The following is a 26,986-nucleotide window of genomic DNA, read 5'->3' as shown; positions in this document are numbered from 1 at the left end:
GGGCGGAGGGGCCCCGTGGCTCCCGAGCCACCGTGTGGGCCCCGAGACGCGCGGGGGGCGCCGTCGGGCCGTGGGCAGGCGACCACACTTCCCCTCGCCGCCGATGCCGGGCCTCCGGCACGCGGCGTGTAAGTCGATGCCGTCCTTCGGAGGAAACATGAGTTCGCAGTCTCGCGTCACACCGAGTCCGCTCCGCTCCGCCCGCGCGCGGTGGTGGGTGGCGGTCCTGGTGGTAGGCACCGCGCTCGCCGCCTGCAAGGAAGAGAAGTCTGGGCCAACCCCGGCCACCCCCGTCCCGGGCGCCCCTGCGTCCGGCTCCAGCTCCGGCCAGACGTCCAGCCCGGGCTCGCAGCCTCAGGCCAGCACGGAGCCCCTCAAGCCCGAGTCCTACACTCCCGTCATCAAGGAGCTCGGCCCCGAGGGCGCCGTCCCGGACAAGGTCATCTTCGAGTTCCCCCGCAGCGTCGCCTACCCGGAGAATGACGGGAAGAAGACGGTGGTCCGCTTCTCCCCCGAGGTGGGCGGCAACCTGGAGTTCTACGGAAACAGCTCCGCGCTCTCCTTCACCCCCGCCAACGGCTTCGCGCTCGGGACGACGTACACCGTCACCCTCGAGTCCGTGGAGACGCCCTCCGGCGTGGTGAAGGCTCCCTCCGAGGGCGCCTGGAGCCACAGCTTTGCGACGCCGAGCCTCTCCTTCTTCCGCATGGCCCCGGCGCAGATCGACGTCACCAAGGGCCTGGTCACCGCGGAGCTGCTCTTCTCCGGCCCGGTGGAGCCCAACACGCTGCGCAAGTTCGCCAGCTTCCAGGTGGAGGGCAAGTCGCTGAGCGACGTGAAGTTCACCTCCCACGCCACCCAGCGCCACATCGTCGTCGCGCAGCTCACCAGCCCCCTGCTCCGGCCGGGCGCCAAGGTGCGCTTCGCGCTCAAGGCGGGGCTCACCTCGCCCAAGGGGGGTGGCACCGCGCCCGCCGCCGAGGACACCTTCGAGCTCCAGGGCGGCAAGCGCCTGGACGTCACCCGCGTCGCCGTCACCGAGGGCAACAGCGGCTTCTATATGGAGGTCAACTGCCGCGACTCGGAGATGAACGCGCCGCCTCCGCCGGACGAGGGCGAGTGGGATCCGTACTACTACGACCACGAGAACCTGGGCTGCGTGCTGGACGACAACGTCGCTGCGGATGCCATCCACTTCAACCCGCCGGTGAAGTTCTCCATCTCCCCGTCGCGCAAGGGCTTCCGCATCTTCGGTGACTTCAAGCGCGGCACGTACACGCTGAAGATCGACGCGGGTACCCTCTCCATGGGCGGCGGCCGGCTGCTGTCCAAGTTCGAGAACCGCTACTCCATCAGCGCTCGCAAGCCGCAGGTGGCCTTCACCTCGGCGGGCCGCTACCTGCCTCGCAGCGCCTGGCGCAACCTGCCCCTCAACCACCTCAACGTGGAGTCCGTGGAGCTGTCCGTCCGCCACGTGCCCCCCGAGAACCTCGTCTTCTGGATGAGCAACGACGATCGGGAGGCCGCCGACGAGCGCACCTCCAACCTGATCGTCTCCAAGAAGATCCCCCTGAAGGGCGCTCCGGATGCGCTCACCACCACGTACCTGGACGTCGGCAGCATGGTGCCCTCCAGCACCCGGGGCGTGGTGGAGATCTCCGTCAAGCAGGACGAGGCTCAGGCCGCCGCGCGCATCCTCCTCACGGACTTGAGCCTCGTGGCCAAGCGCGGCGGTATCTCGGCCGATGGGCAGGCCGAGGTCCTCGTGTGGGCGCTCGGCATGGAGTCCACCGAGCCGCTGTCCGGCGTCGAGGTGTCCCTGGTGAAGAAGAGCGGCCAGGCCGTGGTCCGCTGCACCACCAGCGGCGCGGATGGCTGCAAGCTCCAGGTGCCCGCGCAGGGTGTGGACACCTCGGCTCCGTTCGCCCTCATCGCTCGCAAGGGCGATGAGCTGACCTATCTGAAGTACAGCGAGCTCAAGACGGAGATCGCCAACTCGGACGTGCAGGGCGAGCCGTACCGCGCCGAGGCCGCCTACCGCGCCTCCATCTACACGGACCGCGGCGTGTACCGCCCGGGAGACACCGCCCACGTGACGGCCATTCTGCGCGGCCAGGACAACAAGGCGCCTCCGGCGGGCATGCCGGTGGAGCTGCGCGTGGTGGATCCGCGCGAGCGCGAGTTCAAGAAGGTGGCGCTGAAGACGAACGAGGCGGGCCTCGTGGCGCTGGATCTGCCCTTCGAGGCCTTCCAGGACACGGGCAGCTACCGCGTGACGCTGCGTGTGGCGGACCGCGAGGTGGCCAGCTACGGCCTCCAGGTGGAGGAGTTCGTCCCCGAGCGCATGAAGGTGACGGCCAGCGTGGACAAGCCCGGCTACCTGCAGGGCTCGCCCGTGCCGGTGAAGGTGGAGGCCGCGTACCTGTTCGGTGGCTCGGCCGAGGGCAGCCCGGTGGAGCTCACCTGCCGCCTGGAGCCCTCCGACTTCAAGCCCAAGGAGAACGCGAACTTCACCTACGGCGTGTGGCGCCAGAAGGCCACCGAGGCCAAGGCCGTCACGCTGGGCCAGGTGAAGGCCGAGGTGAACGACAAGGGCCAGGCGCTTGCCGAGTGCCCCGCGCGTGAGACGGCGGGCGGCTTCAAGGGCCCGGCGAAGCTGGTCGCGCAGGCCAGCGTCTTCGAGGCAGGCAGCGGCCGCTCGACGCTGGGGGATGCCGTGGTGCCCATGCACCCCGAGGCCTACTACGTGGGCCTCCAGGCCGGCGTGCAGAAGGTGAGCGCGGGCAAGCCCTTCACCGTCACCGGCGTGGTGGTGGACTGGGATGGCAAGCTCGTGGCTGATGCCAAGAGCCTCAAGCCGCTGGAGGTGGAGTACCTCCGGCTGGACGAAGAGTACGGCTACTACTACGACGAGGACGAGGGCTATGAGCGCTACCAGCGCTACCTGCGCCCCGTGCGCGAGGGCCGTGGCACCGCCAAGGTGCAGGGCGGCAAGTTCCAGCTCGACGTGACGCCCACGCAGGATGCGGCGGGCTTCATCGTCCGCGTGCGCTCCGGCGCGGCGCAGACGGACCTCTACCTGGAGGGCAACGGCCGCTACTACTGGTACGGCGATGGCGAGGCCCGAGTGGACCAGACGCCGCGCCCGCTCAAGCCCGCCTCCATCGCCCTGGAGCTGCCCAAGCTGGGCAAGCTCAACGAGTCCATCGCCGTGAAGTTCAAGGTGCCCTACCGCGGCCGGGTGCTGCTCACCGCCGAGACGGATCAGGTCATCGCCTCCGAGTGGAAGGCCGTGGAGCCCGGTGAGGTGACGTGGGCCTTCACGCCGAAGACCTACGCGCCCAACGTCTATGTGAGCGCCTTCCTGGTGAAGGACCCGCACCTGGAGTCCGCCGAGGCCTTCATGCCCGACCGCGCCTTCGGCGTGGCGAGCGTTCCCCTGGAGCCCACGGACTACACGCAGACGGTGAAGCTCAGCGCGCCCACCGAGGTCCGCTCCAACAGCACCCTCACGGTGAACCTGGAGCTGGGCCCGCAGGAGGGTCCCACCTTCGCCACGGTGGCCGTGGTGGACGAGGGCATCCTCTCGCTCACGCGCTTCAAGACGCCGGACCCGCTCAAGGAGCTGTTCGCCAAGCGCGCCCTGGGCGTGGAGACGTACGAGACGATCGGCTGGACGCTGCTGGTGCCCCCGGGCGGCAACTCGCGCTCCACGGGTGGTGACGAGAGCGGCGCGGGTGGCCGCGTGCAGCCGGTGAAGCCGGTGGCGCTGTGGAGCGGCGTGCTCCCCGTGCCCGCCAACGGCAAGCTGACGGTGCCCTTCCAGCTGCCCATGTACCGCGGCGCCGTGCGCGTCATGGCCATCACCACCGGCCCGCAGCGCGTGGGCCGCGCGGATGCCCAGGTGCTGGTGCGCGATCCGCTCGTGCTCCAGACGACGCTGCCGCGCTTCCTCACGCAGAACGACGAGATCCAGATCCCCGTGTTCCTCACCAACCTCTCCGGCGGTCCGCAGGAGGTGAAGGTGACGCTCACCGCCGAGAACCTCCCGGTGCCGGGCATGGCCATGCCGGCCGCCTCGATGGGCTCGCCGCTGCAGATGCTGGGCAAGAGCGAGGGACGCACCAAGCTGGAGAACGGGAAGGCCACCACGCTCGTCTTCCAGGCCAAGGCCATCCAGTCCGTGGGGGCCGCCCGCCTGAAGGTGACGGCCGAGGCCGGGGGCTTCACGGCCTTCGAGCAGCTCGACGTGCCGCTGCTGCCCGCGGGGCCGCGTGAGCGCCTCGTGCAGCGCATCCCGCTGGAGGCCGGCAAGGTGGACATGGCGCAGTACCTCCAGGGCTGGGTGCCCACCACCGAGCGCTCCACGTTCTGGGTGACGACGAATCCCTACGCCGAGTCCATGCAGCACCTGAGCTACCTCGTCCGCTACCCGTACGGCTGCATCGAGCAGACGACCTCCTCCACGCGGCCGCTGCTGTTCGTCTCGCAGCTGATTGACAACGTGGATCCCTCGCTCACCGGCGACAAGAAGGTGGAGGACATGGTCATGGCGGGCATCAACCGCGTGCTCTCCATGCAGACGCCCTCGGGCGGCTTCGCCTACTGGCCTGGCAGCGCCGAGCCCGTAGCCTGGGGCACCGCCTACGCCACGCACATGCTGCTGGACGCCCAAAAGCTCAAGTACCCCGTCCCGCAGGACCGCTTGGATGATGCGATCTCCTGGCTGGGTACGGAGCTCAACCGCAAGGAGGGCAACGCTGGCCGCGATGACCACTACGGCCAGTCCGCCGAGGCCTACATGCACTACGTGCTCTCCATGGCAGGCAAGGGCCGCAAGGCGCGCATCCAGAAGCTCGTGGACGAGCTGGCCCAGAAGAAGACGCTCAACGGCGAGGCCCGCGAGGAGGAGCACCTCCTCAAGGCCGCGCTCTACATGGCCGGCGACCGGCGCTACGAGAAGGATCTGAAGAACCCGGACCTGTCGCCCGTCACCGACGAGCGCCGCAACACCTGGTCCTTCTACTCGGATCGCCGCCGCCGGGGCCTCATGCTGAGCACCTTCCAGGATCTGTTCGGCAATGATCCCGCGGGCGAGCCGCTGGCGCAGCAGGTGGCCCAGTCGCTCATCGGCCACTCCAGCTACTGGTACACCACGCAGGAGTTGGTCTGGAGCATCACCGGCCTGGGCAAGCGCGTCTCCGGCGCGGCCTCCAGCTTCACGCCGCCCACGCTCGTGGCGGACGGCAAGGAGGTGGCGCCGAAGAACAACGAGGGCGGCAAGACGGTGCGCGCCTCGGATCGCACGTGGGCCCTGGTCCGCGCCAGCGAGCGCAAGGGCGTCACGCTCGACCTGAAGGAGAAGGGGGAGGGCAAGCTCTTCCTCATCATCAACAGCGATGGCGTGCGCTCCAACGGCGACGTGAAGACGGGCGGCAATGGGCTGGCCATCAACCGCACGTACAAGAAGCTCGACGGCTCCACCGTGAGCCCGGGCGATGCCGTGAACCTCGCGGACCTCCTCTATGTGGAGGTAGAGCTCAAGAACACCACCAGCGAGCGCATCCAGAACATCGCCCTGGTGGATCGGCTCCCCGCCGGCTGGGAGATCGAGAACGCCCGCCTGGGCCGTGGCGGCGCCGTGGAGTGGGTGGACTCCGAGCAGCTCTGGACCGCGGACTACGTGAACATCCGGGACGATCGGATGGAGGTCTTCGGCAGCCTGCAGGCGGGCGAGTCGAAGAAGGTGGTCTACGCGGTGCGCGCGGTGACGGCGGGCAAGTTCACGCTGCCGCCGGTGGAGGCGGAGGCCATGTATGACCCCCGCATCTGGGCGCGCCAGGCCGGCGAGCAGGTCGAGGTCTCCGGCCCCTGGAAGGACTTCCTGCTGTAGCCCTTCATGAAGCTGCCGCGCATCACCAGGAGACGGGTGGCCGTCGCGCTGCTGTTCCTCCTCGCTCTCATCGGGGCAGGGGGGGCGGCGGCGTGGTGGGTGCCTCTGCCGGAGCGGCTCTCCTCGCCGCACTCGGTGGTCATCGAGTACCGGGATGGAACTCCGGCCCACGTCTTCCTTGCGCCGGATGAGCGGTGGCGCATTCCCCTGAGGCCGCAGGCCATCGACCCGGCCTACCTCCGGGCGCTGTTCGCGCTGGAGGACAAGCGCTTCGCCTGGCACCCCGGCGTGGATCCCCTCGCGGTGGTGCGCGCGGTGCTGTCCAACGTGACGAAGGGGCGCCGGGTGTCCGGGGCCTCGACGCTCACCATGCAGTTGGTGCGCGTGCTGGAGCCCCGGCCGCGCACCCTGCTGTCCAAGCTCATCGAGTCCTTCCGGGCCGTGCAGCTCGAGCTGCGCCTGTCCAAGGACGACATTCTCTCGGCCTACCTCCAGTTCGTCCCCTACGGGCGCAACGTGGAGGGCGTGGAGGCCGCGTCCCTGGCCTACTTCGGGCACAGCTCCGCGCACCTGAGCCCCGCGGAGATCGCCACACTGCTCGCGGTGCCCCAGAACCCGAACCGGCGCTTCCCCACGCCGGAGAATGCCGCGCGGCTCAAGGCGGCTCGGGACGAGGTGGCGCGACGGCTGCTGGAGGACCTGGCGCTCCCGCTGGGGCCCGCCGAGGCGAAGGCCTCCTCCGAGGCCGTGCTCGCCGAGGTCCGCAACACGCCCGTGCCGCGCGGGCTCACGCCGTTCCCCCGGGAAGCTCCGCACGCGGCCATGTACCTGCGTGCCCTGCGCGGGGACCTCACGCGGCTGCGCACCACGCTGGACGCGGGCACGCAGCGGCTGGCCGAGCGCCTCATGCGCGACGCGGCGGGAGATCTGGCCACCAAGGGCATCCACAACGGAGCCGCGGTGGTGGTGGACCACGAGCGCGCCGAGGTGCTCGCGCTGGTGGGCAGCTTCGACTTCTTCGACACCCGGCACGGTGGGCAGATCCCCGGCTTCGACACGCCGCGCTCGCCGGGCTCGGCGCTCAAGCCGCTCATCTATGCCATGGGCATTGATCGAGGGCTCGTGCTGCCCGAGCACCTCGTGTCGGACATTCCCGAGTCCTACGGCGGCTATGTGCCGCACAACTTCGACGGGCGCTTCATGGGCGTGGTGCGCATGGAGTACGCCCTCTCTCAGTCCCTCAACCTGCCGTTCGTGAACCTGCTGCGGTCGCTCGGGGTGGAGCGCTTCCTGGGCACACTGCGTCTGGCCGGGGTGAACAGCCTGCGGCCCGATCCCGGCTACTACGGCCTGTCCGCGGCCGTGGGTGGCCTCGAAGTAACGCCGCTGGAGCTGGCGGGGCTGTACGTGGCGTTCGCGCAGGAAGGACGCTCGCGCCCGCTGCTGTTGCTGGACGAGGGCAAGCCTCGCCCCGAGCCCCGGGAGCTGTTCTCCCCAGGTGCGGCTTGGCTCACCCGGCGCTCCCTGTCCCTGAGAGATCGTCCGGACTTCCCCGCGCGCCGTCAGCTCACCGGCATGCCCGCGCAGGTGCACTGGAAGACGGGCACGAGCTTTGGCCACCGCGATGCGTGGGCGGCGGGCTCGGGGCCCCGGCATACGGCGGTGGTGTGGCTCGGCAACATGAACAACACCCCCAGCGTGCACCTCGTGGGCGCGGACGCCGCTGGGCCGCTGCTCTTCGAGCTGCTCGAGGCGGTGGGCCCGCGCGGACGTGCCTCGGTGAAGGAAGAGCCGGTGGCGCCGCAGGACCTCACGCTCGTGGAGGTGTGCACCTACTCCGGGCACCTGCCCACGGACGCGTGCAAGGATCGCAAGGAGGTCTACGCGCGGCGCTCCGCGGTGCCCACCGAGCCCTGTCCCTACCACCTGAAGGTGGAGGTGGACGCGAAGACGGGGCTGGCGGTGAGCCCCGCGTGCCGGGCGGGCCGTGAAGTCGAGTCCCGCGTGTACCTCACGTGGCCGGCGAGCATCCGCCGGTGGCTCACCGAGCAGCACCGCAGCCTGCCCACGCCTCCTGCGTACGCGCCTGGCTGCGAGCCTGGTGGGGCCGAGCACGCCCCGGAGATCCTCTCGCCCGCCGAGGGCCAGGTGGCGCTCCTCATCCCTGGCGTCTCCGCGGATCAGCAAGAAGTCCCGCTGGAGGCGGAGACAGCGCACGATCGCGAGCTGACCTGGTTCGTGAATGGAAAGTTCCTCGGCCGGGCGAAGGCCGACGAGCGCCTGTGGTGGACGCCTGCCGTGGGCACCCACGAGATCCTCGTCACCGACGACCGCGGCCTCTCCTCGCGCCGGCGGCTCGTCGTTCGCGAGCGTCCGTAAGCCAACTCCCTGGGGCGTCAGGGACACTGCCCTCGGGGAATACCCAGGGTGAATCAACATGTGAGGTGAAGGGAGTGTTAGTGACTGAGGGACGAAACAGTTCCCAGTGATCCCAAACGAAATCCCAGAGCGGATTGTGGGGGGGACATGACGGAGTATCCGAGGGTCGGCTGCTTTCCCGCCCACACCATTTGTGTGAGCTGGGAGGCGGAAGCAGAGACGTTGCGGTGCCGGTTCGTGAAGGGGCATGCCGAGGCACTCGGCTTCCCCCTGGCGCGTTGGTGGGACGACTCCCACTTCCTGTGGGAGACGCTGTTCGCGCAGGACCAGGAGCGTTTTCTCGCGAGCTGTCAGGCCGCCACCCGCGGCCATCCTTCGGTGGGCCGGTATCTTGTCCGTGGGGCCAGGGCGGCGCCTCGCCTGTTCCAGCTCTCGCTGGATGCTGTCCGGAAGCGGGGAACGGTGTGGCTCCTCGGGCAGATGGTGGGAATCACGCAGGGAGATGGCGCAGCGCCTGGTTTCTCCCTAGCGCCCGAGGAGCCCGGTGCCCTGGGCCGGCTCATCACGCGCCTGGATCCCCAACTGCGCCACAGCGACATGAGCCCCTCCTGCGAGCAGCTCTTGGGCATTCCCCCGGCGGTCTTCCTGGGGAAGACGAACGAGGAACTGGGCATGCCCCCGCAGCTCGTCCGGCTCTGGAACGAGGGATTCCGCCGGGCGTTCCGAAGAGGAGAGCAACAGGAACTGGAGTTCCGGTTCCTCATCATGGGCGAGGGCCGAGAGCCCCAGCCCGCCCGAATGCACTCGCGGCTGATCCCCGAGTTCGACCAGGAGGGGCAAGTGCGCTCAGTATTGGCCGTGGTGCATGCGTTCTCGGCTGCGCGCTTTGGCCGCCGCGCGTCCCGCGTGACTCGGGGGAAACCGGCCTCGCCACAGGGGCTGGAGCCACTGTCCTCCCGGACGCGGACGCCTCGGGCGCACACCCTGACTGCCGAGGAGCGGCTCGCCTGGGTGACGCGGGTGGGGCAGACGCTGGCCAAGGGCCTGGACACGCGGGAGCTCTTCCGCCGCATCGAGCAGCTGGCGCTCCCGTGGCTCGGGGATCGGGGGGGCGTGGCGCTCCTTCAGGGGCAAGGGCTGGAGCGCATGGCGCTCTTCCCGGACAGTCCTGGCGGGGAGCAGGGCCCCTGGGCGCGGCTCTTCCCGATCCTCACCCGGGCCCTTCACACCGGCCGGGCTCAGCTCCTCAGTGGCTCCCCAGAGCTGGTGCTCCAGGCCGTGTCCCTGGATGAGGAGCACCTGGGCCAGCTGCGGGGGGCCGGGCTCACGGACTTCCTGGTGGTGCCGCTGAGATGGGACGGCGATGTCCTGGGGTGCCTCTGGTTTGCCTCGACGGATCCCACCGGGCCGCTCGGGGCCGAGGACCTGGCGCTCGCGGAGGTGCTCGCGGTGCTGGCCTCACCCGCGCTCGATGCCGCGCGGCTGCACTGGATCGAGCGGGAGATCCGTCAGCGCGAGGGGGTGCTGGAGCATCGGACCGAGGCCCTGCACCGGGTGGCCGTGTCCCTGGGAATGGCCTTGCTGCCCGCGCAGATCGCCGATGCCGTCATGAACGAGGTCAAGGACACGCTCTTCGCGCGGGCTGCGGCGGTGTACCGGGTGGACGCCAGCGGCACGGCGGCCGAGCTGCTCCATGCCTCCGGGTATGACAGCCAGGTGAGACGGCGTTACGCACGCATCCCCTTGACGATGAACGCGCCCATCACTTGCGCGCTGAAGCAGCAGACGGCGATCTGGGTCGAGTCCGGGCGGGTGATGCGGGAGCGCTACCCGGAGCTGGTGTCGCGGGTCCCGGAGATCATCGATGGCGCTTGGATGGCGTTGCCCCTGTGGGTCGAGGGGAGGGTGATCGGGGGGCTGGTGCTCAGCTTCGGCACCGCGCGCACCTTCAGCCCGGAAGAGCGTGCGTTCGCGCTCGCGCTGGCCCAGCTCTGTGCCCAGGCCCTGGAGCGGGCCCGGCTCTACCAGGAGGCGCAGGAGGCCATCGCGCTCCGGGATCAGTTCGTCCTGGTGGCGGGGCACGAGCTGAAGACGCCGCTGACGGCCCTCTTGCTGAGCCTGGCGAATCTGCAGCGCCGCGGGCTGGAAGAGCCACCCGAAGCGCTGCGGCGGCGGATTGCCCAGTGCCAGAGCCAGGCCAACCAGCTCAAGCGGCTCATGAACGAGCTGCTGGACGTGAGGCGCCTCACCCGGGACATGCTGAGGCTGAACAAGGAGGAGTTCGAGCTCACCGCCTTCGTGGAGGACGCCGTCCAGAGGATGATGCCCGAGCTCGAGCGGGCCGGCTGTGCCGTCTCACTCACGTGGGATGGGCCGCTCGTGGGGTGGTGGGATCGGCTGCGGCTGGAGCAGGTGCTGACCAACCTGCTCACCAACGCGTCGAAGTACGGCCCAGGCCAGCCGATCCAGATCGCGATCTTCTCCACCCCGGAGCACGTGATGATCCGGGTGAGGGACCATGGCATCGGCATCGCCCCCGAGGACCATGAGCGCATCTTCGAGCGCTTTGCGCGCGCGGTGTCCGAGAAGAACTACGGAGGGCTGGGGCTGGGGCTGTGGATCACCCGGGAGCTGTTGGGGCTGATGGGAGGCCGCATCGAAGTGCGGAGCGAGCCCAGCGAGGGCGCGACGTTCACCGTGTACCTGCCTCGAAGCGGGCTCAAGCCTTCTCGCGAAGCACGAAGGTAGCGCGGCGGGCGGCGGGGTCCGTCGCCGTGAGCGCGAAGCGAGGCGAGGCCGGGCCGCGGACAAGCTCCGCGGACGCATCCAGGAAGCCGCGCATGAAGCTGGCGTCGATGCCGGGGTGCGCGGCCAGGGCGGGGATGAACTCGGGGAGAACCTCGAGGGTGATCTCCAGCTCTCCGCCCGGCAGCTCGTGGGAGTGCGCCGCCAGGAAGTTGCCGCCCGTCTTCAGCGAGCGCGCCAGCTGGCTCAGCGCCCGCTGCCAGCCCAGCTTGCGCAGGCCGTCGAAGAGCGCCTTGCCCATGGTGGTGTGGCTGTAGCCCTCGGCCGTTTTCTTGCCGGTGGCGTACGTGGCCTCGTTGCGAAGCAGGTTCGGGAAGAGCAGCTCCGAGCAGATCCCCACCACGTCGTACCAGACGGTGAGGGGGTAGGCGACAAGCAGCGGGCGGCTCAGGTCGAGCCCGGCGGTCTCGAGGCGGCGCACGGCGTCGGGATCCAACCTGCCCCGCATGGCGTGCATGACCAGGGCCTCGAACAACTGACTGAAGACGACGGGCTCGCTCTGGGCGGTCGCGGACATGGGTGTCTCGGATGCTCAGGTGAGGGGATCCACACTGTCAAGCGGCGCTGACACACAAATGCACTCCTTGGACGTGTGGGCACCCCGACACGGCGTGTGTGGGCCGAGGACCACGAGCCGCGCGTCTCCGAGCGCCGGGGCGCTGGTCCAGTTCCTGCTCTAGCCGATGGACACCTGCCCCCTGTGTCCATGCGCCCTCAAATCCTTCTTTTCCTGCTCCTCCTCTCGCTCTGGCCGGTTTCAGCCCGGGCGCACCTCGAACTCGTCTTCCTGCTGGACACCACGGGCTCCATGTCCGGGGAGATCCGCGAAGCCAAGGAGCGTGTCCGCGAGCTGACGGAGGCGCTGCGCACGGCGCGTCCGAACGAGCGCGTCCGCGTGGGCGTGGTGGCCTACAAGGACAAGGGCGATGCCTACCTGACGCGGGTGTCCCCGCTGAGCGAGGACGTAGACGTGAGCTACCAGTTCCTCGCCACGCTCTCGGCGGACGGGGGCGGAGATACGCCCGAGGATGTGCTCGCGGGCCTCACGGCGGCGCTGCGCGAGTTGAAGTGGGACCTGGGCCCGGACACTGAACGCCAGGTGTTCATCATCGCGGACGCGCCGCCTCATCTGGACTATCCGGATCGGCCCAAGCCTGAGGCGCTTATCGAGGAGGCGGTGGGCAAGCGCATCGTCATCAACGCGATTGGCTGCCGCTCGCTGGGCGCGGACGGTGTGGAGATCTTCCGGAAGCTCGCCTACGCCACCGAGGGCAGCTACCAGCACATTGGCCGCGTCCGCTCGGGTGAGGAAGGGCTGGCGCGAGCGATGTTGGCGGCCCTGGCGCCCTCCCAGAGCGAGGACCCTTCGCGCCTCCCGCTGCTGACCGTGACGCCGCTGGGCGCTGTCGAGCGAGTCACCCAGGGCGGCCTCCAGGTGGTGCCCTTCCGCGAGGGGCGTGGCGCCTCCGAGCGCTGTGGCCTCGATGTGGAGTTGCCTCCCGGGCTCACGCTCTCGCGGGAGCCGGTGGTGCGCCGGGGAGAGGACGCGCTCCACCTCCAGCTCTCGCTGAGCCAGGGAACGGGGGGCACACAGCGCTACGCGCTCCCCGAGTGCTCGTTGGCCTCGCTGCCCCTGCGCGCCACCTTCTGAAGTCCGCTCCCTTTCTCTCCTGCCTGACCGAGCCACTGCCATGACCACCGCTCGCTGCTGCTTCCTCGTCTCCCTGCTGCTTCTCTCGCTGCCCGCCCGTGCACAGGACAACCAGAAGGCGGGCCTCTTCACGGAGGCACGCCAGCTCCCGCTGGTGAGCCAGTCCCTGTACGTGGACGCACGTGGGGAGGACGCGGAGGTGCGCCTCGTCCAGGTGTTCCACAACGCGGGGCCGGAGCTGGGCCAGGCGGACTACCAGCTCCACCTGCCCGAGGGCGCCACGGTGGTGTCCTTCGGCTTCTGGCAGGGCGAGCGCTTCTTGGCCGCCGAGCTGAAGGAGAAGGGCGAGGCGGAGGCCGCGCACGAGAAGGCCGCGGGGGAGGGGCGGGCCACGGCGCTGCTGAAGACGGACGCGGGCGTGCAGCGCTTCTCCGTGTACCCGGTGAGGGAGGGCGCCCTGCAGCGGGTGGAGGTGACGCTGCGGGTGCCAGTGGCGCGGGAGATGGGGCGCAGCCAGGTGGCGCTGGCGGTGGATCGCTTCCTGGGACAGGGGCGGGCGGCCTCGTCCGTGGTGGTGGACGTCCAGACGGAGGAGCCGCTGGCGGACGTGGGCGTGGAAGGGGCGCGGTTCGCGCAGCTCGGCCGCTCCGAGCGCGGCACGCGGCTGGTGTTCTCCACGGACAAGCCGGTGGAGGTGTGGTGGAGCGAGAAGGGCGCGCCGCTGTCCTACGGCGCGGACGCGGTGAAGCTGGAGGACGGCAGCTCCGCGGTGGGGCTGAGGGTGGCGCTGAACAACGCCGGGGAGTGGCGCGCTCCTTATAAGGAGTTGCGCCTGTATGTGGACGCCTCGTTCTCCATGCGGCGTCGCCGGGCGGCGCTCGAGGCGCTGGTGGATCGCCTGCAGGACCAGTCGGCGGCGCCGGTGCGGGTGTTCGCGGTGGGAGACACGGTCCGCGAGCAGCGGGCGAGCGGGGACGCGGCGGCGGTGGTGAAGGCGCTGCTGGACGGCACGGCGGGGCACACCACGCATGGGGCCTCGTTTGCGCGGGCCATGGATGACGCGCGCTGCCGCACGCCGGAGGTGCGCTGCGTGGGCGTGACGGACCTGCAGCTCGCGGGCTTCGAGCAGATCCTCCCGCTGTTGCCCTCGTTCGTCTTCCTGGCGGATGCGCACGAGCGCGCGTTCATGGAGGGGCAGGTGCCCCTGTCCGCCCGGGTGTTCGATCCCGAGGTGGAGGCGATGGCGAAGCTGCGCGCCCAGGCGGACGAGCTGGTGCTGCCGGTGCTGGAGGTGACGGCGCTGACGCAGGACGGGCACGGCGTGGAGCCCATGGGCAGCTCGAGCCGGCGCGTGGCCGAGGGCGGCCTGCTGCGCCTGTTCTTCCTCAGCACCTCGGAGGCTCCGCTGGAGGTGGCGGCGCACATCGAGGGGCGGCAGGTGGGGCGGCAGGTGCCGGTGACGGTGCGCAGCCCCGAGTCTCCCGAGGGCCGTGCGGTGCGGCGCGGCTACTTCGAGCGCCAGCTGGCGACGTGGATGGCGGCGTACAAGCGCTCGCCGGATCCGGAGCTGAAGCAGCGCATCATCGAGACGAGCCTGAAGGAGAAGATCCCCACGGCGTTCACGGCGCTGCAGGTGTCCTCGCCCGAGCTAAGCCTGGATTCGATCAAGCCGGGCGATCCGCTGCTCACGGCGCGGGTGGAGCCGGGGCTGGAGGAGGTGACGGCGTGGTACCCGTTCGGCGAGGCCCGGCGGCTGGTGTACGACGCGAAGGAGGGCGTGTTCGTGGATCGCTTCCTGGTGCCGCGGGGGTGGACGGATCGGCTGTACGCGGTGGAGGTGTTCAAGCGCTACACGGACGGCCGGGTGAGGCAGGAGCGCGCGTGGTACCGGTTGGATGACGCGGGCCCGGCGGTGGCGGTGGAGGCGGACACGGAGCGGGGAGTGCTGCGCATCACCTCGGCGGAGGCGGGGCAGGAGCTGGGCGGCGTGCGGTTGGAGGGCGCCAACACGTGGACGCGGACGCTGAGCGCGCTCTCGGGCGAGTGGCTGGTGCCGCTCACGGAGCTGCCTTCGGCCTTCACGGTGGTGGCGCGGGACCGGGCGGGCAACACGGTGCACCTGGCCTTCACGTGGGAGAACCACACGCTGAGCGCGATGGTGGAGGACGAGGCGGTGGCGGTGGCCTCTCGCACTTCGCTCCAGCGCGAGGTGCCGGCGCTGTCGGTGGAGGGCCAGGGCCTGCGGCTGGTGGGCGAAGAGGTGCGGCTCACGGTGGCCGGGAAGGAGCTTCGCTACGCGCACGCCGAGGCGCCGCTCACCTCGCTGGCGCTGACGGCGGTGCTGCCGCTGGAGGGCGGTGCGGCGCTCTTCGGCACGCAGAGCGGCGAGCTGGTCTCCCTGTCCTGTGCAAAGGAAATGGAGCGCTGCACGGCGCACGCGGTGGGCACGTTCCCGAGCCACCCGGTGACAGGGCTGGTGACGCTGCCGGAGGGCACGGTGCTGGTGGGCGTGCTGGGCGAGGGCCTGAAGGAGCTGCGAGGAGAGAAGCTGGAGCGGAGCAAGCTGGACGTGGGCAGCGTGTACGTGACGGGGGTGGTGTCCGATGGGCGCGACGTGCTGGTGGGCACGGCCTACAACGGGCTGTGGCGGGTGACGGGCGGGCGGGCGCTGCGCACGAAGTTCGCACACCCGCACGTGCTCTCGCTCTCGATGGCGGCGGGAGGTGTGGAGGTGGCGAGCGGGAGCGGACGCTTCCTGCAGAAGGGGCGCGATCGCTACGTGGCGCTGTCGCAGCTGTCCCTGCCTGCGGGCTCGGCGGCGATGATGGCGGCGGCGCGCTTCGAGGGCGAGGTGTACCTGGGCGGGTTCGACTCGGGGCTGTGGCGGTGGGCGGGGAACCAGGCCGAGCCGGTGTCGCTGGAGCTCGATGTGCGTGAGGCGCAGGTGAACGCGCTGGCCTCGTTCGATGGGGCACTGTGGGCGGGGACGGAGGCCGGGCTGCTGCGGCTGAGCCGCTCGGGCAAGGGGCTGCGCGTGGAGCGCATCCACGAGGCGAGCGCGCACGATCTCGCGGTGGGACCGGAGGGCCTGGCGGTGGCGACGAGCCGCGGGCTGCTGGTGGTGTCTGCGGGAGCGCAGGTGCGGCGGGTGGACCTGCAGTCCGGGGTGGATGCGGGCAAGTTCTTCGCGGTGGCGTGGCAGGAGGGGACGCTGTGGGCCGGTGGCATGGATGGGCTGTACCGCTTCGAGGGCGGGCGGGGTGAGCGGCTCGGCGCGGCGGAGGGCTACCGGGGCGGTTGGGTGACGGCGCTGCTGACGCGCGGGGACTCGGTGTGGGTCGGCACGTACGCCAGCGGGGTGTACGCGGTGAAGGAGGGCCGGGCGTCGAAGGTGCAGGGCTTGGAGGGCCAGTGGGTGCCACTGCGCGCGCTGAAGGCGGTGGGTGACACGGTGTGGGTGGGCGGCCTGGGCATGCCCTCGGTTCGGGTGAGCGCGGACGGCGGCAAGCGGGCGGTGCTCCTGCCCACGCGGGACGTGAACGACGCGATGGCGGTGCCGGGCGGCACACTGCTGCTGACAACGGACGGCGCGATGCTGCTTCCCGGGCCCGTGGCGACGGAGCCCGTGAAGGAGGTGAGCTTCTTCTCCCTGCCGTGGTGAGGAGGCTGGGCCCGCGTCAAAACCTGCCAGGAGTCCGGGATGCGTTTATGGTGCGGCCCGGACTCGATGGAAGAGGTGAAGACAATGGCCAATCCGCTTTTGGGGACGGCGCTGGTGGCGGTCCCGGTGACAGCGCTCTACGGAGCCCTGAGCTCTCTGCTGCTCTTGGGGCTGGGGCTCAACGTGAGCCGGCTGCGCGGCAAGTACAACACGTTCCGAGGCGATGGGGGACATGCCGAGCTGATCGGCGCGATCCGTGCGCATGGCAACAGCGTGGAGCACGTGCCGCTGCTCCTCATCCTGCTGCTGGCGGCCGAGCTGTGTGGCGGCTCCTCGACACTGCTCCACATCTTTGGGGGCGCGCTGGTCGTGTCGCGCATCCTTCACGCGGTGGGGCTGATCAAGGGCTCATCCGCCATCCAGATTCCGGGCGCGCTGTCGACCTACGCCCTCGAGGCCGCGCTCCCGATCTACCTGCTGATCCTGCGGCCCTGGGGGTAAGCTTCCGGCCGCACGCCGCCAGGCCTGGCCCGGAGGATCGCCGTGGAGCACGCGAAGCAGGTTGAGCTGATCCACCGGGTGCTGGAGCACTTGCGCACGGGCACCACGCACATGGTGGAGGAGGAGTCGCGGCTGCCCGTTGCGCCGTACCTCCAGCCGGAGCGCTACGAGGCGGAGCGGCGGCTGTTTCGCAAGCTGCCGCTGCTCGTGGGCCACGCGTCCCAGCTGGCCGAGCCCGGCGACTACCTGACGCATGACGCGACGGGGACGCCGCTGCTGTTGTGCCGGACGGCCTCGGGCGAGCTGACGTGCTTCCTGAATGTCTGTCGCCACCGGGGCACGCGGCTGGTGCGGGAGGAGCAGGGGCGGCACAAGCAGGCCTTCGTGTGCCCGTACCATGGCTGGACTTATGACTCCTCCGGGCGGCTGCGCGGAGTTCCGGACGAAGTGGGGTTCCCGAGCCGGCCTTCGGAGACGGTGGGCCTGGTCCGGGTGCCGATGGTGGAGCGGCTGGGCTTGCTGTGGGTAACGCTGGAGCCCGGCGGGCCAGACGTGGACTCCTTCCTCGGCCCGGTGCTGGGCGAACTGGCGGGCTTCGGGCTGGAGCGGCACGTGGCGCACCAGATCCATCGCTTCGAGAAGCGGCTCAACTGGAAGATCGCGATCGAGATCTTCCTGGAGGCGTACCACCTCAAGTACGCGCATCGGGAGTCCATCTACCCGATCTTCTTCAACAACGTGGGGCTGGTGGATCGGCTGCCGCCGCACATCCGCTGCATCTTCCCCAAGCGGACCATCCAGGAGCTGGCGGGGGCGCCGGAGCAGGGGTGGGAGCTGCGCAAGCACGCCAACGTGCTGTTCCAGCTCTTCCCGAACGTGCTGCTGCTGATCCAGCCGGATCACGTGTCGATCAGCACGGTGCATCCGCTGGGGCCAGACCGGACGGAGTACCGGACGTTCTGGCTGCTGCCGCAGCGGCCGGAGACGGAGAAGGCGGCGCGCTACTGGCAGAAGAACATGGACATCCTGGTGGGCGCGGTGATGGAGGACATGACGATGGGCGAGTCCATCCAGGCCGGGCTGAGCTCGGGGGCGAACGAGTTCATGCGGCTTGCGCGCTTCGAGCAGGGGCTGCGCTATTTCCGGGATGAGCTGGACGCATACCTCGCCCAGTAGTCCGAATCCTACCCATACCGTCACGTCCGATTCTGGCGAGCGCCCGGGGCAGGGACGCGATATCTGCACCCCATGGCCGCTGACGACCTCCTTGACCAGGACCTCTGTTACCGCGCGCTCTGTGGGCGTGACGCTCGGTTCGACGGGCGCTTCTTTGTCTGCGTCAAGACCACGCGGATCTACTGCCGCCCGGTGTGCCCGGCCCGGACGCCAAAGCGGGAGAACTGCTTCTTCGTCCCAAGCGCCGCTGCAGCTGAGGCCCTCGGCTACCGCTCTTGCCTGCGCTGCCGCCCGGAGACGGCCCCTGGCACCCCCGCCTGGGCGGGAACCGAGGCCAGCGTGGCGCGGGCCCTGAGGATGATCGAAGAGGGAGCGCTCGACGAGGGCTCGGTCGAGCAGCTCGCCGCACGGGTGGGCATCGGCGCCCGGCAGCTCCACCGGCTGTTTGTGAAGCACCTGGGTGCGAGCCCCCAGGCGGTGGCGGGCAACCGGCGCCTGTTACTGGCCAAGCAGCTCATTACCGAGACAGAGCTACCCTTCAGCGAGATTGCGGCGGCTGCGGGTTTCCAGAGCCTCCGCCGCTTCAATGACGCCGTGCGGACCGTCTACCGCCGCAACCCCAGCGAGCTCCGCCGGGCTTCCAAGGCCAGCGGTACCCCAGCGGCTGCGGCCATCTCTTTGAGGCTCGGCTACCGTCCGCCCTTCGACTGGGCCCGAGTCCTTGCCTACCTAGCAGGGCGGGCGATTCCGGGCGTTGAGCAGGTGGACGCGGAGACGTACCGCCGGACCTACCGGCTCGGTGGCAGCACCGGCACGATCGAGGTCACCCATCAGCCGGATCGGCACGCGCTGTCAGTCCGGATCGACGGGGCCGGCGCGCTGCCCGTGCGGCAGATCGTGGCGCGTGTGCGCCGGCTGTTCGACCTGGACGCGGATCCGGCGGCAATCACAGCGGCGCTCGGAGACGATCCGATCGTCGGGCCTCGGCTTGCGCAGGCGCGAGGGCTGCGCGTCCCAGGAGCATTCGAGCCCTTCGAGCTGGCGATCCGGGCCGTGCTGGGCCAGCAGGTCTCCGTGAAGGGGGCCACGACGTTGGCGGGGCGCGTGGTCCAGCGCAGCGGCACGCCGCTCCCCTCGCCGAGGAACGGCCTCACCCATCTCTTCCCATCTCCCGAGGAACTGGCCCGCGCGGACCTGTCAGGGCTTGGGCTCACGACGGGGCGAGAGCAGGCCTTGAAGGGGCTGGCTGCGGCATGTGCTTCGGGAGCCTGCGAGCTGAAGCCAAGCGTAAGCCTGGAAGAGAGCGTCGCGAGGCTCGTGACACTGCCAGGAATTGGCGAGTGGACGGCTCACTACGTGGCCCTGCGCGCCCTGGGCGAACCGGATGCCTTTCCCTCGGCGGACCTCGGCCTGCGCAAGGTGGCGGGCGGTGGAGTGCCCATTGCACCTCGGGCGCTCGAACGGATGGCGGAGGCGTGGCGGCCCTGGCGCGGCTACGCGGCGCTGTTGCTGTGGACGGAGCCGATGCTCGAGCGGACCTCGAGCTCCGCAGCCTGATTTGGGAGGACCCACCATGAAGATCCGCATGACCGACGCGATGGCCACGAAGCGCCTGAAGACACCCATCGGAGAGCTGAGGCTCGCCGCGAACGAGGAGGGCCTCGTCGCCGTGCTGTTCCCCATTGACGAGCAGGATCTGCCGGTGGCACAGGGAACGGCGCTCGCCCGCGCTCACCTCGCGGACGCGAGCACAGCGCTCCAGGAGTACTTCGCCGGGAAACGGATGGCCTTCGAGGGCGTGAAGCTCGCCCCGAGCGGCACGGAGTTCCAGCAGCAGGTGTGGCAGGCCCTGAGCCGCATCCCCTTCGGCCAGACCGTCACCTATGCCCACATCGCGAGCCGCATCGGCCGGCCGACGGCTGTGCGCGCGGTGGGCCTCGCCAATGGCCAGAACCCTCTGCCGATCATCGTGCCATGCCATCGGGTGATCGGCTCCAACGGAGCGCTCACCGGCTTCGGCGGAGGGCTGCCCACGAAAAAGTGGCTGCTGGAGTTCGAAGGAGCCCTCACCGCTGGAGGGTGAGGTGCTGGGTGTCCTCGAGGCCAAGGGCCAGGTTCACTCCCGTGCTGGCAGGGACATGCTGTCGTCTCGGAGGCTGTGCCCTCGCACTGGTGCGCCATTCATGCGCCAGGTGGGCATGCACCAGACTGCGCGCTCGGCGCGGCTTGGCCGGCAGGCTCGCAAAGGAGACGTCCGTGAAACCCTGGCACTTGCTTCCGCTGCTCTTGGCTTGTGTATCCTCTGCGCAGGAGCCCCTCGAGGATCCTGGCCCGTCCGCGGATACCGAGGCTGTGGCACTCGCCAGCTCTTCGGAGCCCTGTGGCGACACCGCCAAGCGGCTGGCGGATATCCGTCCCGGCCCCGACGGCTCTGATCCGCAAGAACTGGTCAACAGTAACCGCCTCCTCTTCTTCACCGCGGATGACGGCATTCACGGACGCGAGCTGTGGGCCAGCAGCGGCACGGGCGGCACGGGCACCTTCCTGGTGAAGGATATCCGTCCCGGAGCGGAGGGCTCGAACCTGCAGGATCTCACGCAGGTGGGGGACCAGGTCTTCTTCTCGGCCGATAACGGCGTGAATGGGCAAGAGCTGTGGGTGAGCGACGGGACCGCCGCGGGCACCCATCTCGTGAAGGACATCCTCCCCGGGGGAGACAGCGCCATCGACCCCTCTCCTTTCCGGGACGAGCGCCGCTTCCAAGAGTTCGATGGGGTGCTCTACTTCGGCGCGAACGACGGTGTGCATGGAGGAGAGCTGTGGCGCAGTGATGGCACGGCGGGCGGCACGCGCATGGTGGAGGAGCTCAACCCGGGACCCGAGAGCACCTTCCCTCGCCGCTTCGCGCGGACGCAGCAAGCCTTCTACTTCGTGGGCAGCCAGCCCAGGAGCGTCCACGTGTTCCGCAGCATGGGCAAGCCGGGTGCTGTCTCCGTGCTAGAGCGCTTCGAGGACAACTTCATTTTCAATCTCACGCCGGTGAAGTCGCGCATCTTCTTCCTCGTGGACAACGACGAGGGCGAGGCCAGCCTGTGGAAGACGGACGGCACGCCGGCCAGCACGCGCGAGCTGCGCTTCTTCCATGGCGAGTACCCGCATGACTTCGTGGCGCTTGGAAACCGGCTCGTGTTCAGCGCGGGCGGGAACTTCAACGGCACGGACTTCGGTGGAGAGCCCGAGGGAGAGGAGCTGTGGACGAGCGACGGCACCGTGAAGGGGACGCGGCTGATCAAGGACATCCGTCCTGGCCCGGAGAGCTCCGCGCCCGAAGCGCTCGCGGTGCTGAACGGGCGCGTCTTCTTCGCTGCGGACAATGGCGGAGGCAAGGGTCGCGAGCTGTGGGTGACGGACGGCACTGCCGGGGGAACGCGCCTCTTCAAGGACCTGGAGCGTGGGCCGGGCTCGTCTTCACCCGAGGGACTCACTGCCATTCAAGGCACGCTCTTCTTCAGCGCGGAGACAGGGGGGCGAGGCCGCGAACTGTGGGTGAGCGATGGCACGACGTCAGGCACCGAGCGACTGAAGGAGTTGAACCCGGGGCCTGCCTCGTCCTCGCCGAGCGGCTTCGTGCGCTCGGGCTGGGATGTCTTCTTCACCGCGGAAGACAGCGCTGGCCGGGAGCTGTGGGCCTTGCCCTTCCGGCCTGAGGATGAATGCGATGAGTCGTCTCGCCACTCGCAGTCCGAGAGGCTCCCCTAGGCTGCAGGAGAGGGGCGTGAGGACGGCGCCTCAGAAGCACCGGGCCTTGGCGGAGACTCCCGAGCGCGAGGAGCCTCCGCTGAGGTACCAGTTGCCCACGGCCTTGCTGATCTCGACGAACTCGTTGTCGCTGTCGAACTGTCCCGCCATGGATGTGAGGGCGCAGACCTTGTTCCCCGCGAGCCCCATGTACGTGGAGTTGCGAGCCTCCTGGCTCCACGAGTACTCGCCGCTGTAGGAGTCCACCGTGAGGCACCGCGCACGCGCGGAGCCATTCCGAGCTTGCGAGGCTCCTGACAGGAACCACGAGCCTCCACTCTGGTACACGCCGATCCAGTCCGTCGGGTGGTTGAAGCTCCCGCCCACACGCGTCAGGAAGCACACCCGGCCATTCACCGGGCCCAGGTTCGTCGGCTGCTGGCCCGCGGCCCAATCGTAGCCTGTGGTGTATTCATGGGTGTCGCGCATCCCGGCGCATGCGGCGGCGGCCCGCGTCGAGCCCGTTCCGTCGACATGCCACCGCTCCCACAGTGCGGCGATGCGGAGCGAGTCTCCGCCCGTATCGAAGGCCCCGCCCAGGCGCGTGAAGAAGCAGGCCCGGTCGGACGTGGAGGCCAGAGGCGTGGCGGGGTTGGGGGCCACCCAGGATCCCCGAGCCGCGAAGGTCAACTCCTGCTTGGCGCTCTGGAGCGCTCCGAACTCTTCCACCGGCTCCTCCTCTAGCGCTTCGGGGCCGCAGGCCTCGAGGGACAGGGTGAGCGGCAGCACTGCGACGAGGGGGAGTTTCCGCATGGCATCCTCCTTGGGGTTTTCAGCGGGGGCCGAAAATCAAGATGAGGTGCGAACTCGGAAATAACAGGCCATCCATGTCTAATCTGTCAGACGGTAGAAGCCAGAAGGCACATGGCCTGGGCTCGGATGAAGTGTCTCAGACATTCTCAAGTCTCAAGCTGAGAGAGTTATCTGCGACAGCCATTCCTGAGCGCCTGGCACGGAGTGTTCGGAGGCTCGCTCGGCCGCTCCTCGGCGGAGAGGACGTCAGAACCCGAGGGGGAGCGGCAGCGGCAGCGGCCCGATCCCACCCCTACCTTTGGAAGCAGGGTCTGACTGCGACAGCGAGGGAGCACTCCATGGAGTCCTGGAACCAGACAGCGGCCGACGCGGTGCGCTCGCACGCGCCCAAGGATGTCAACCAGCGCATCGACGAGCGGGTGGAGCGCTGCGTACGCCACATGGCCCAGCAGGATCGGGCGGAGATCTCCCGCTACCTCCAGAAGCTCGAGCGGGAGTGGGACATCCACCGGGCGGTGATGGTGGCGGGCTCGGCGGTCGCGGTGCTGGGACTGTGGCTGGCCCGGCGGGACGGCGGCCACTGGCGCATCCTGGGAGGCATCGCCGCAGGGCTGATGCTCCAGCATGGGCTTGTGGGCTTCGGGCCCCTGGCCGAGTTGGTGCGCGCCGTGGGTGGCGTGCGCACGCGCCGGGAGATCGACTTGGAGAAGTTCGCGCTCAAGGCACTGCGCGGCGACTTCGAGCGGATCCCCCGGAACGATGGGGGGCCCCTGGCTCGGGCCAACGCGGCGCTCGTGGCCGCGCAGTCCTGAGCGGTGGGCTCAGGACGCCACCGCCACGGAGCGCACGCGCCGCTACTGCATAGGCATGCCGATGCGGCCGATGCCCGCTCCGGGTGGGAGGCCGGGTGAAGGCCGGACGTCGCCTTCTCCCTTCCGATCGAAGAAGCCGTTGAGGCCAGCGATGCCGATCGAGAAGTTCGTCACCCATCCGTCATCCGGCTTGCCAACCGGCGCGCCGATGTCCACCGGCCGCGCGAAGTGCAGGCGCATCAGCAGAGGCCCGAGTGAGAGGTTGAAGCCCACCGCGAAGTCCAGCGTGCGCCGATCCCACAGCCGCCGTGTCGTGTTGCCCACGCCGCCGACGTCCACGCCAGCGATGGCCTCCAAGTCGCTCAAGAAGGCGACCCGGATGATGTCGTTGAGCGGCACCTGCAATTCCAGCGTGGAGTAGGCGAAGTTGCGGCCCAGCAGCCACTCCTCGTCTCCGAAGTTCACGCCGCGCAGCGTGTCGAAGCTCGACAGGAAGTACGAGCGCGCATACTTGCCACCGAACGTGCTTCCGCCCGCGGCGCGGATGAAGATGTTGCTACGCCCGTAGATGGGGAAATAGCGCTCCAGATCCAACCGGATGTTGCTGTAGGCCTCGCTGTTGAACGGCTGTGCGCCCACGGCCGCCTCCAACAGCGCCGAGCTCCCGGACAGCGGTCCCGTCGCATAGTGGTAGCGGATGGTGTTGTAGCCAATCTGTCCCGTCAGCTCCGTCTGGAAGCGCGACTTGTCGTTGGCATCCAGCCAGGGCCGGTACAGGTTCTGGCCCGAGTTATTGAACGTCGGGTTCTCCAGGCGGAAGGCCGTATACGAGTCGATGAAGTACGAGGTGCCGCCCGCGGTCAGCTCGCCTTGCAAGTAGAGGAAGGTGCTGAGTGGGTAGCGCACGCTGCCGATGGCGCCGTAGTACCGCTCGCCCGAGAAGAACGTGGTGCCCAGCGATCCAAAGCTCTCATCCAACCGGAAACGCAGCGACTGGAAGAGGCCCACGCCCCACACCGTGCGCTTCTCCTGGTTCACATAGAGCAGCACGCCATCGGTCAGCTTGAACGAGCCGTAGATGGCCATGTTGAGCAGCATGGCGTGGTTCTTCATCCGGTCGCTCGCCATGGCAAACACCTGGCCGTAGAAGCCTCCACTGCCTGCGCCAGCGAAGCCGAAGATGGGCCCCACCTCGATGTTCTGCCGGGCGAAGGGCCGGTAGTTCTCGGCCCCCGTCAGCGGCATGAAGGCCAGCGGCGTGGGCGGCTCGGCCGGAGGTGCCGCCTCCGTGGCCAGGCTCAGCATCTTCGACGCGCGCAGCAGCGACGGCCGACGCTCACCGGACTGGTGGAACAGCATCCACAGGCCACCCTCGGGACCTGGGCCCGGCTCGAAGACGCCGGTGGTGACATCCGTGCGCCGCACGATGGAGCCGTCCGTCTTCAGCTCGTGCAGATCCGAGCTGCTGTGGTGCCACTCCACGAAGAAGATGCGGCCGTCATCCAGGGCCACCGGATCCGCCTGATCCTGTGCCTGGCTGGTGAGGCGCTCGGGCTGTCCCGGCGCGTCCGGCTTGATGCGGAACAGGTTGTAGAAGCGGTGCGACGTCGCGTCCGAGGTGTAGATGATGCCGCTCGGGCCCCAGGTGATCTGCCGCTCGGCGTACAGGTCATCCGTGAGCTTCCGGGGCTTGGCGTCCTCACCATCCTTCAGCGCGAGCACGTACACGTCCCGGATGCCCGCGTCGTTGATGCCGATGAACGCCAGCCACTGTCCGTCCGGCGAGAAGGCCACGGCGGGAATTCCGAGCAGCCCGTGCTGGCCCACGCGGTACGCCACGCGGTTGCCCGCATCCAGATCCACTGAGACGCTCGTCTGTCGCTGGAATCCCGTGCGCATGGCGCCGCGGCGCACCAGCTCGTCGTTCGTCTTCTGCTCGGAGGTGTACGAGTAGTTCTGCACGTAGATGACGTCGCGCCCGTTGGACTCCGCGGTGAAGACGAACTTGTCCTTCGTCAGCGCGAAGTTGCGCCCGAAGATGGGATGGAGGGACTCGGCGCCCGGCACTCCGTCATTGGCCACCTTGATGGCGCTGGAGGGCGCCTTCGGGTCTACCAGGTACAGCCGGCTCTCGCCCGTGTCCGGGATGATGGTCCGGTACAGGATCACCTTGCCGTCCGGCGAGCTGTTCATCGCGGTGGTGATGCCGGAGCGATCCTCCATCTCCTCGAACGCGGGCGCCGCCTGCTCGGAGCTGAGGTAGCCCTTGAAGGCGCGCCGCTTCATCCAGTTCTCGAAGCGGGCGGAGATCTTCTTGGGCTCGTCGCCCGTGAGCCGCTGCAGCAGCTCCTCGAACTTCACCGAGCCCGAGTCCTTCCCGCCGGAGATGAGCTTGGGTGACTCGTCCAGCACCCGCTGGATGAAGCCCTTGCCGTACTCCTCCTCCAGGAACGTCACGCGCGCCTGGCCCGCCTTGTAGATCCACAGGTACCCGTACGGCCCAGGCGAGAAGAAGTCGAGGAAGGCATAGCCCTTCATCACGTCCGGGTTCGCCATCAAGTCCCGCACCAGCATCTCCGCCTCGGGATCCAGGCCGTTCTTCGCGTAGAACTCGGCCAGGCCTTCGATGAACCACAGCGGGATGTTCTGGAGCGGATCGCCAAAGGTCTTCTTCGTGTTGGCGATGGTGCGCACCTTCTGGATGGTGAACTGGTGCGCCAGCTCGTGGGTGCTGATCTCGTGGAAGAGCCGGTGGTCTCCCAGGTACGGCAGCGAGAGCTTCAGGTCCTCGGTGCTGGTGACGCCGAGCGTGCCCTCCGACACGGCGAAGACGTTGGTCTGCAGGAACTCCTGGTAGCTGTTGTAGAGGATGTAGGGGAACGTCTCGGTGGGCACGTACTTGAACTGCTCCACCAGGTACCGGTACGAGTCCTCGATGAGCGGCGCGGCGCGCTCGGCCACCTGGCGCTCGCGCTCGTAGAAGTAGAAGCGCACGCCGCCCGTGCTCTCTCCCAGCGACTTGGCGTACTTCACGCCGCCGTCCGCCGGGGTGCCGCCGTCCGCGCCGCCGCCGGCCCACATCGCCGCGTTCGCGGGCTGGGTCGGCTCGACCGACGCCACGCCGCCATCCATCGGGACACCACCGTCCAGGCCTCCCGCCAGGGCCAGTGGCTCGTTGCTCGTGGGCGGAGTGGTGGTGACTTGCTCCGTCTCCTGGGGCGGCTCGGCGATCGGGCGGGAGGAAGAGCTGACCTCCGGTGGCATCGTGGGCGCCGCTGGGATCGCGCCTCCGGGAACGCCCGGGGGCAGCGGGTCGGCCTTCTCGGGCGGTGCGGCCTCGCCCTTGGCGGCGGGACCCACGAGGATATCGACGTGCCGCCACTCGAAGTCGAAGGTGGTGACCTGGCTCCGGTCAGCGCGGCGGGGATAGACGAAGACCTGGGCGAGCGCCATGCCGGGCAACAGCGTCAGCAGCAGGGCGGCAGCAGTGGAGCGTCGGTTCACAGGTACGACCTCAGGGCCTGTTGGGGGTCGAGCGACAGAGCGTACGTAGGGAT

General features: G+C 69.2%; 14 protein-coding genes. 11 read left to right on the top strand and 3 right to left on the bottom strand.

The window, feature by feature from the left end; all coding sequences use genetic code 11:
- Positions 1–157 precede the first annotated feature (157 nt).
- From DB31_RS00425 to DB31_RS44360, 3 genes are all read left to right on the top strand, one after another.
- Positions 158–5,893 carry an alpha-2-macroglobulin family protein gene (locus tag DB31_RS00425; protein WP_044180559.1) on the top strand — a complete coding sequence of 1,912 codons (5,736 nt, stop codon included), beginning with the start codon at positions 158–160 and terminating at the stop codon, positions 5,891–5,893.
- Positions 5,894–5,899: 6 nt separating this feature from the next.
- On the top strand, positions 5,900–8,272 hold the full coding sequence (pbpC, locus tag DB31_RS00420) for a penicillin-binding protein 1C (RefSeq protein ID WP_044180558.1): 2,373 nt from the start codon (positions 5,900–5,902) through the stop codon (positions 8,270–8,272).
- A 237-nt stretch (positions 8,273–8,509) separates the two neighbouring features.
- Positions 8,510–11,020: an ATP-binding protein gene (locus DB31_RS44360; protein WP_169786993.1), complete on the top strand. Its 2,511-nt coding sequence runs from the start codon at positions 8,510–8,512 to the stop codon at positions 11,018–11,020.
- On the opposite strand, the gene DB31_RS44355 is transcribed toward DB31_RS44360, so the two are convergent.
- The gene (locus tag DB31_RS44355) at positions 10,992–11,594 is read right to left on the bottom strand and encodes a DUF2378 family protein (RefSeq protein WP_052419601.1); all 603 of its coding nucleotides are present in this window, start codon (positions 11,592–11,594) and stop codon (positions 10,992–10,994) included. The two genes, DB31_RS44360 and DB31_RS44355, sit on opposite strands and share 29 nt — an antisense overlap.
- 189 nt (positions 11,595–11,783) lie before the next feature.
- On the opposite strand from DB31_RS44355, the gene DB31_RS44350 reads away from it, so the two are divergent.
- The 7 genes from DB31_RS44350 to DB31_RS00375 all read left to right on the top strand — a co-directional run bounded on the left by DB31_RS44350 (position 11,784) and on the right by DB31_RS00375 (position 21,825).
- The gene (locus tag DB31_RS44350) at positions 11,784–12,728 is read left to right on the top strand and encodes a vWA domain-containing protein (protein WP_052419600.1); all 945 of its coding nucleotides are present in this window, start codon (positions 11,784–11,786) and stop codon (positions 12,726–12,728) included.
- Positions 12,729–12,768: 40 nt separating this feature from the next.
- On the top strand, positions 12,769–16,389 hold the full coding sequence (locus DB31_RS51130; RefSeq protein ID WP_044180556.1) for a VIT domain-containing protein: 3,621 nt from the start codon (positions 12,769–12,771) through the stop codon (positions 16,387–16,389).
- An 84-nt stretch (positions 16,390–16,473) separates the two neighbouring features.
- Complete coding sequence (locus DB31_RS00395) at positions 16,474–16,890, top strand: MAPEG family protein (protein ID WP_044180554.1); 417 nt, start codon at positions 16,474–16,476, stop codon at positions 16,888–16,890.
- 42 nt (positions 16,891–16,932) lie between these two features.
- Entirely contained in the window at positions 16,933–18,066 is a 1,134-nt protein-coding gene (locus DB31_RS00390) for an aromatic ring-hydroxylating oxygenase subunit alpha (protein ID WP_052419599.1), read from the top strand.
- A 72-nt stretch (positions 18,067–18,138) separates the two neighbouring features.
- On the top strand, positions 18,139–19,623 hold the full coding sequence (locus DB31_RS00385; RefSeq protein ID WP_044180553.1) for a DNA-3-methyladenine glycosylase 2: 1,485 nt from the start codon (positions 18,139–18,141) through the stop codon (positions 19,621–19,623).
- Between the two features lie 16 nt (positions 19,624–19,639).
- Positions 19,640–20,149 carry a methylated-DNA--[protein]-cysteine S-methyltransferase gene (locus tag DB31_RS00380; RefSeq protein ID WP_044180551.1) on the top strand — a complete coding sequence of 170 codons (510 nt, stop codon included), beginning with the start codon at positions 19,640–19,642 and terminating at the stop codon, positions 20,147–20,149.
- Positions 20,150–20,418: 269 nt separating this feature from the next.
- Positions 20,419–21,825 carry an ELWxxDGT repeat protein gene (locus tag DB31_RS00375; protein WP_240486449.1) on the top strand — a complete coding sequence of 469 codons (1,407 nt, stop codon included), beginning with the start codon at positions 20,419–20,421 and terminating at the stop codon, positions 21,823–21,825.
- 30 nt (positions 21,826–21,855) lie between these two features.
- Here DB31_RS00375 and DB31_RS00370 read toward each other — a convergent pair whose 3' ends face one another.
- A complete protein-coding gene (locus DB31_RS00370) occupies positions 21,856–22,617 on the bottom strand; it encodes a hypothetical protein (protein WP_044180546.1) in 762 nt (253 codons plus the stop codon).
- A 338-nt stretch (positions 22,618–22,955) separates the two neighbouring features.
- Here DB31_RS00370 and DB31_RS00365 point away from each other — a divergent pair, with 338 nt between their 5' ends.
- Positions 22,956–23,429 carry a DUF2892 domain-containing protein gene (locus DB31_RS00365; RefSeq protein WP_052419598.1) on the top strand — a complete coding sequence of 158 codons (474 nt, stop codon included), beginning with the start codon at positions 22,956–22,958 and terminating at the stop codon, positions 23,427–23,429.
- Between the two features lie 42 nt (positions 23,430–23,471).
- On the opposite strand, the gene DB31_RS00360 is transcribed toward DB31_RS00365, so the two are convergent.
- Positions 23,472–26,933 carry a M61 family metallopeptidase gene (locus DB31_RS00360; protein ID WP_205628441.1) on the bottom strand — a complete coding sequence of 1,154 codons (3,462 nt, stop codon included), beginning with the start codon at positions 26,931–26,933 and terminating at the stop codon, positions 23,472–23,474.
- Positions 26,934–26,986 lie beyond the last annotated feature (53 nt).

This window comes from Hyalangium minutum (genome assembly GCF_000737315.1).
GTDB lineage: Bacteria > Myxococcota > Myxococcia > Myxococcales > Myxococcaceae > Hyalangium > Hyalangium minutum.
This window is presented reverse-complemented; position numbering and strand designations above follow the sequence as displayed.

Bases quoted from the DNA above. Each gene is read 5' to 3' on its own strand.
- pbpC (WP_044180558.1), top strand. From the start codon at position 5,900: ATGAAGCTGCCGCGCATCACCAGGAGACGGGTGGCCGTCGCGCTGCTG.
- DB31_RS00425 (WP_044180559.1), top strand. From the start codon at position 158: ATGAGTTCGCAGTCTCGCGTCACACCGAGTCCGCTCCGCTCCGCCCGC.
- DB31_RS00385 (WP_044180553.1), top strand. From the start codon at position 18,139: ATGGCCGCTGACGACCTCCTTGACCAGGACCTCTGTTACCGCGCGCTC.
- DB31_RS00380 (WP_044180551.1), top strand. From the start codon at position 19,640: ATGAAGATCCGCATGACCGACGCGATGGCCACGAAGCGCCTGAAGACA.
- DB31_RS00370 (WP_044180546.1), bottom strand. From the start codon at position 22,617: ATGCGGAAACTCCCCCTCGTCGCAGTGCTGCCGCTCACCCTGTCCCTC.
- DB31_RS00395 (WP_044180554.1), top strand. From the start codon at position 16,474: ATGGCCAATCCGCTTTTGGGGACGGCGCTGGTGGCGGTCCCGGTGACA.
- DB31_RS00365 (WP_052419598.1), top strand. From the start codon at position 22,956: ATGGAGTCCTGGAACCAGACAGCGGCCGACGCGGTGCGCTCGCACGCG.
- DB31_RS44350 (WP_052419600.1), top strand. From the start codon at position 11,784: ATGCGCCCTCAAATCCTTCTTTTCCTGCTCCTCCTCTCGCTCTGGCCG.
- DB31_RS51130 (WP_044180556.1), top strand. From the start codon at position 12,769: ATGACCACCGCTCGCTGCTGCTTCCTCGTCTCCCTGCTGCTTCTCTCG.
- DB31_RS44355 (WP_052419601.1), bottom strand. From the start codon at position 11,594: ATGTCCGCGACCGCCCAGAGCGAGCCCGTCGTCTTCAGTCAGTTGTTC.